Below are 5256 nucleotides of genomic sequence, written 5' to 3'. Positions count from 1 at the left end.
GATGATCTGCATCGGGCTGATCTCCTCGATCAGCGCCATGATGTGGATCGGCCCGCGTGTGATGATGACCATGGGGGAGGACATCTCGGCGCTGAAGGTATTCGCGCGCAAATCGGTCAGCGGCGCTCCGGCCTATGCGATTCTTTTTCAGCTTGCGGTGTCCAACCTCCTGCTGTTCACCCGCAGCTTCGAAGCGGTGCTGGAGTTCATTCAGTTCTCGCTGTTGTTCTGTTCGTTCTTCACGGTTCTGGGCGTCATCAAGCTGCGCATCACCGATCCCGATCTGCCGCGTCCCTATCGCGCCTGGGGATACCCGGTCACGCCGGTGGTTTTCCTTGTCGTGACCGCCTTCATGATGTTCTATCTTGCGACCGAGCGACCCGTGCAGTCGCTCTCGGGTGCGCTGATTATGCTTTCGGGCCTGTTGATCTACGCCATTTTCCGCAAGCGGGCCCGAGCTGCTTCCGTCACCCCCTCACATCGCGAATAGACATGTTCCGCCCCCTGAAAATCGCGGCCGTCGCTACAGCCTTGTTTCTGGCGGCCGCTGCCTCCGCGCGCGCGGCTAACACCGTAACTGCCGACGATACCGCACGCTTTCTGGCCGGCATGCAGCCGGCGGCCGATTCCCCGCTGATGCCGCTGACCAAGGATCCGGCTTGGCAGCGGCATGCAAAATTCTTCGATGGTGCCTTTGCGCAGCTCGAACAGCGCCAGCTCTCGAAGATCCGCGCCTGGGCCGATCTCAATCTCGCGGCGCCGCGTCCCACCATGTTCTACTTCTTCAGCGGGCCTGACTTCCTCTATGCGAATGCGTTCTATTCCAGGGCTAACACCTACGTGCTCGGCGCGCTCGAGCCGGTCGGTGCCGTTCCCGATTTGCTGAGGCTGCCGCGCGGCGCGATCGGGTCCGTCCTCTACAACGTCGAGCACTCGCTCGGCTCGATCCTGAGCTTCAGCTTCTTCATCACCAAGCAGATGAAGGTCGACCTGCATGCCGGCCAGGTCAGCGGCACGCTGCCGATCCTCTACGTGTTTCTGGCCCGCTCGGGAAAGACCATCAGGGACGTCAACCTGATCGCTCTCGACGACAAGGGCGGGGTGCATTCAGGCAGCGAAAATCCCGGCCCGAACGCCGTGCGCGGCGTTCGCATCACCTTCTCCGGCAACGACGGCCAGGAGAGGACGCTGTACTATTTCAGCGCTGACCTGTCGAACGCCGGCGCGCGATCGAGCGGCTTCCTCAAGTTCTGCGACACCCTCGCTCCGGGCAACAGCCTGATCAAGAGCGCGTCCTATCTGCTTCATTCCGGAAACTTCACCGTCGCACGCGACTGGCTGCTCGCCAACAACGCGACCATCATCCAGGATGACTCGGGCGTCCCGCTTGCGTACTACAGTCCCCGCAAGTGGCGGTTGTTCCCGTTCGGACGCTATCTCGGACCGATCGGCGAGTTTCCCGGCCGGTACCAGCAGCAATATGCCCAGCTGTTCACGCGGGCGCAGCCGATCGATTTCGGCATCGGCTACCGATGGCGCACGAATGAGTCCAATTTGTTGCTCTCGGTAAGATTGCCTTTCGAGGAAACGGGACCGGTCGAAGCGACATCCGCCGAGCCACCGCCGCCGAAGCCGCCACGTTCGAGGCGTCCTCCGCGCCCGCCCGAGCCGATCCCACCGCCGTCGCGGTCGTGGTTCTGGCGCTAGTTCACCAGTGAACCGTCTGGCTCGGCTCGACGAACGCCGTTGCGCTTGGCGGCGCGTTGATCTGGGTCGTTACATATCGCCAACCTGCGACCGCTGCGACAACGAGCGCGACCGCCGCGACCAGATCGATCAGGCGGGGGTCGTGTCCGTGGGAGCCGATATTCCAGCGCATCGCTGCTCCCTCCCGGAGGGAGAACATCAAATCAACGGCAGTCGGATGATTTCAGGTCTTCGCGCCGAAGTATTTGCTCAATATCAAAATGGAAGCGCGGCGCTCAGGGCGAGTTGACGCCGCGCCAGCGCCCATAGCGCCAGGGCAAATACCACCTCGCGGCGGACGGCGCGGCCTGCGGAACATTGTCGATGCCGGACGTCCCGAAGGGATGGCAGCGCAGGAGCCGCGCCAGCGTCATCCAGCCGCCCGCCCAGAGTCCGAAGCGTTGGATGGCTTCGTCCGCGTAGACCGAGCAGGTCGGCAGGTGCCGACAGTTGTATCCGACAAGCGGCGAGAACGTGTGGCGGTAGATCCAGATCAGCGCGCGCCCGAGATTGCGCGGCAGCCGTCCCGCGAGAGTGATGATCGGGGATCCCTGGTCGGAACTTGCATGTTTCATGTGCGCGTTGCTGCAATCATGTGCGCAGGATTGCGCGGTTCCCGGGCGCGGAACTGTTGGATTGGAAAAATGCGCCATATTTCCCGACATTTCGCGTGGTTTCTTGTAGCACTGCAGCAAGTAGCTGTGGACGATACGCAATCACCCGGATAGCATTTTTGCGATGTTCATGTGAAAGTGAATCGCACGTGCAGTGGGGTTAACCTGCGCGATCCTGGTTCGGGGGAAGGAACCACTTTGAAGCTCTTCAGATCGATTGATCTTCGCGGTTGGTTGCCGGCCGGAGCCGCCGCTCTCTGTGTCGCGTTGCCGATCGCTATTGCGACGTTCGCGACTTCAACGACATCTGTGGGTGCCGGCGGTACCGTCGCAGCGCGCAAGATGCCGATGAAGTTCCGCTGGGTCGCCTGCGAGCCGAATTGCGGCGGCTGGGTGAGCGCGGTCGGCATCGTGACCGCGGACAGCCCGAAGGAGTTCGAGGAGTTCGCGCGCGGCCGTCAGCTCGGCGGCGCCACCATCGTGCTGGATTCCAGCGGCGGTTCGGTCAACGACTCCATCACACTTGGCCGGCGCTTCCGCAGCCTGGGCATGAGGACCACCGTCGGCGTCACGGTTCAGCATCGTAGCGAGCAAGGCAGTCGGCCGCGGATCGCTCCCGAAGCATATTGCGAGTCGATGTGTGTGTTCCTGCTGCTCTCGGGCAACAAGCGTTACGTGCCGCAGGCTGCACACGTGCGAGTGCACCAGATCTGGATGGGCGATCGCGCCGAGAATGCCAAAGCCGCGAGCTACACCGCGCACGACATGATGATCGTGGAGCGTGATATCGGGCGCCTGGCCAAATACACGTTCGACATGGGCGGGGCGGGGGACCTGCTGGCGCTGGCGTTGAACGTTCCGCCGTGGGAAGAACTGCACGAACTGAGCAATGAGGAACTGCGGCTGACCAACCTCGTCACCACGGACGTGCTCGCGGACGTGCTGCCGCAGATCAACGTTGGGACGCCGATGGCGGATTTGGGCCCCAAGCCCGTGCAGGCACGCCTGCCGGCAGGCGTAGCTGAAGCCGAGACCGATGCGCAGGGCGGCAAGTCCACCAGGACGGCCGAGGCCGTTTCCACCGGTGGCGCCACTGCGCCGGGAGTGGTTCCGCAGAAGTAGTCTGGAAACCCACTCGTCAGTCCGGGGCGTCGCGACAGCGACGAACCCGTAATCCAGAAGTTATGGCGCGAGATTCCGGGTTGGCGCTTACGCGCTCCGGAATGACGGAAAGGGGTGCCTGCGCTGGTACCGTGTCAGGCTGGTTGCTTTGCCTTCGTTTCGATCTGGCCGATGGCGTCGACGACCGCGTCGAACGTGAGCATGGTAGAGGCGTGGCGCGCCTTGTAATCGCGAACCGGTTCGAGCAGGGCGATCTCGGCCCATTTTCCGTCGGGCGGGGTGCCGTTTTCCTTGAGCATTCTGCGAACAGTCTCGCGTAACTCGCGGAGTTCGCTCGCCGTCGAGCCGACGACGTGGCGGGCCATGATGGAGGAGGAGGCTTGTCCCAGCGCGCAGGCCTTCACGTCGTGGGCAAAGTCCGTCACGACACCCCCGTCCATCTTGAGGTCGACCTTGACCGTCGAGCCGCACAGTTTGGAATGTGCAGTGGCGCTGGCATCCGGGTGGGGAAGCCTCCCCAGGCGCGGAATATTCCCAGCCAGCTCGATGATGCGCCTGTTATAAATGTCGTTCAGCATGCGGTGCAGTCTCGGACTTCCCGGCGGGATCAGCCTTGGCGGCCGCCGTGCACGGTCCTATATAGGGTCGGAACTGGCGGAAAAACAGTCCGCCCGTTTGTTCGCGGCCGCGGTCGAGTGTAGTCAAGGGGCCGCATCGTGCTGGGAAATTTCGGACTCAGGCGTCCGGCGGTGCGCCGCCCGTCTGCCGGTGACACTCCGGCCCAGCAAGGGCCGGTCGAACGGAGTTGATATGGACGCGTTGATCAAAACCATCCGCCCAGGCAAGTCTCCCGAGGCGAAGCAGCCGGATAACCGTCCTGCGGAGCTCGATCCTGCCGAATTCCTTGCAGCCGCCGTCCGCGCCGACCAACCGCGTCCGTCGCGGGCCGAGGCCGAGCAGGCCGTACATACGCTGCTCGCCTATATCGGCGAGAACCCCGCGCGCGAGGGGCTTCTGGATACCCCCCGCCGTGTGGTCGAAGCTTTCGACGAGCTCTACCAAGGATATCACCAATGCCCGGCCGAGGTGCTCGACCGCACCTTTGGCGAAACCGCCGGCTATGACGATTTCGTGCTGGTCCGCGACATCGAATTCACCTCGCAGTGCGAGCATCACATGATGCCGTTCTACGGCAAGGCGCACATCGCCTATACGCCGGTCGAGCGGGTGGTTGGCCTGTCGAAGCTGGCGCGGCTGACCGACATCTTCGCCCGCCGGCTGCAGACCCAGGAGCATCTGACCGCCCAGATCGCGGCTGCGATCGACGAGATCCTGAAGCCCAGAGGCGTTGCGGTTGTGATCGAGGCCGAGCATACCTGCATGTCGGTGCGGGGCGTGGCCAAGCACGGCGCGATGACCTTCACCAGCCGCTTCACCGGCATGTTCCGCGACAATCCGGCGGAGCAGGCGCGGTTCCTTTCGATGGTGCGGGGATCCCAGCGCTGACCTCGCGCTAGCAGTTTGCGAGGGCGCTCATGTCTGCAAGCAACAACGACTATGAAGAGGGCCTGGTCTTCAGGCCCAGGTTCGACGCGTCCGGTCTTGTGACCTGCGTGGCCACCGACACCGCGAGCGGCGAGGTGTTGATGGTCGCCCACATGAATGAAGAAGCGCTGCGCAGGACGATCGCGAGCGGTGAAGCCTGGTACTTCAGCCGTTCGCGCAATGCGTTATGGCGAAAAGGTGAGACTTCGGGTCAGACCCAGCGCGTCGT

At 63.2% G+C, this 5256-nt stretch carries 8 protein-coding genes; 5 read left to right on the top strand and 3 right to left on the bottom strand.

Translation table 11 applies throughout. The annotated features are described in order from the left end of the window. Nucleotides 1-490, top strand: a 490-nt coding sequence (locus tag HY852_RS17895; RefSeq protein WP_291606116.1) for an amino acid permease, incomplete at its 5' end; no start/stop codon positions are given. Nucleotides 491-492: 2 nt separating this feature from the next. After that, entirely contained in the window at nucleotides 493-1707 is a 1215-nt protein-coding gene (locus tag HY852_RS17890; protein ID WP_291606115.1) for a hypothetical protein, read from the top strand. Nucleotide 1708: 1 nt separating this feature from the next. Here HY852_RS17890 and HY852_RS17885 read toward each other — a convergent pair whose 3' ends face one another. Further along, nucleotides 1709-1879, bottom strand: a complete 171-nt coding sequence (locus HY852_RS17885) for a hypothetical protein (protein WP_291606114.1) — start codon at nucleotides 1877-1879, stop codon at nucleotides 1709-1711. A gap of 103 nt (nucleotides 1880-1982) precedes the next feature. After that, nucleotides 1983-2321 carry a membrane protein insertion efficiency factor YidD gene (gene yidD / locus HY852_RS17880; RefSeq protein WP_291606113.1) on the bottom strand — a complete coding sequence of 113 codons (339 nt, stop codon included), beginning with the start codon at nucleotides 2319-2321 and terminating at the stop codon, nucleotides 1983-1985. Between the two features lie 237 nt (nucleotides 2322-2558). Between yidD and HY852_RS17875 the strand changes: the two genes are divergently transcribed. Further along, nucleotides 2559-3482 carry a hypothetical protein gene (locus tag HY852_RS17875; RefSeq protein ID WP_291606112.1) on the top strand — a complete coding sequence of 308 codons (924 nt, stop codon included), beginning with the start codon at nucleotides 2559-2561 and terminating at the stop codon, nucleotides 3480-3482. A 134-nt stretch (nucleotides 3483-3616) separates the two neighbouring features. Here the strand turns inward: HY852_RS17875 and HY852_RS17870 are convergent, their stop codons facing one another. Beyond that, a complete protein-coding gene (locus HY852_RS17870) occupies nucleotides 3617-4060 on the bottom strand; it encodes an iron-sulfur cluster assembly scaffold protein (RefSeq protein WP_291606111.1) in 444 nt (147 codons plus the stop codon). A 232-nt stretch (nucleotides 4061-4292) separates the two neighbouring features. Between HY852_RS17870 and folE the strand changes: the two genes are divergently transcribed. Together folE and HY852_RS17860 are read left to right on the top strand one after the other, a co-directional pair. Then, a complete protein-coding gene (gene folE / locus HY852_RS17865) occupies nucleotides 4293-4988 on the top strand; it encodes a GTP cyclohydrolase I FolE (protein ID WP_291606110.1) in 696 nt (231 codons plus the stop codon). 29 nt (nucleotides 4989-5017) lie between these two features. Beyond that, nucleotides 5018-5256: phosphoribosyl-AMP cyclohydrolase (locus HY852_RS17860; protein WP_291606109.1), on the top strand; the 239-nt coding region annotated here is incomplete at its 3' end.

The sequence above is a fragment of the Bradyrhizobium sp. genome, from assembly GCF_016213215.1.
In the GTDB taxonomy this organism is placed as follows: domain Bacteria; phylum Pseudomonadota; class Alphaproteobacteria; order Rhizobiales; family Xanthobacteraceae; genus Bradyrhizobium.
The sequence above is the reverse complement of the archived record's forward strand: the minus strand, read 5'-3'. Positions and strand labels throughout refer to the sequence as shown.

What these genes read in the sequence shown, in the direction of transcription:
- HY852_RS17885 (WP_291606114.1), bottom strand. Translation starts at nt 1,879, where the DNA reads ATGCGCTGGAATATCGGCTCCCACGGACACGACCCCCGCCTGATCGAT.
- yidD (WP_291606113.1), bottom strand. Translation starts at nt 2,321, where the DNA reads ATGAAACATGCAAGTTCCGACCAGGGATCCCCGATCATCACTCTCGCG.
- HY852_RS17870 (WP_291606111.1), bottom strand. Translation starts at nt 4,060, where the DNA reads ATGCTGAACGACATTTATAACAGGCGCATCATCGAGCTGGCTGGGAAT.
- folE (WP_291606110.1), top strand. Translation starts at nt 4,293, where the DNA reads ATGGACGCGTTGATCAAAACCATCCGCCCAGGCAAGTCTCCCGAGGCG.
- HY852_RS17890 (WP_291606115.1), top strand. Translation starts at nt 493, where the DNA reads ATGTTCCGCCCCCTGAAAATCGCGGCCGTCGCTACAGCCTTGTTTCTG.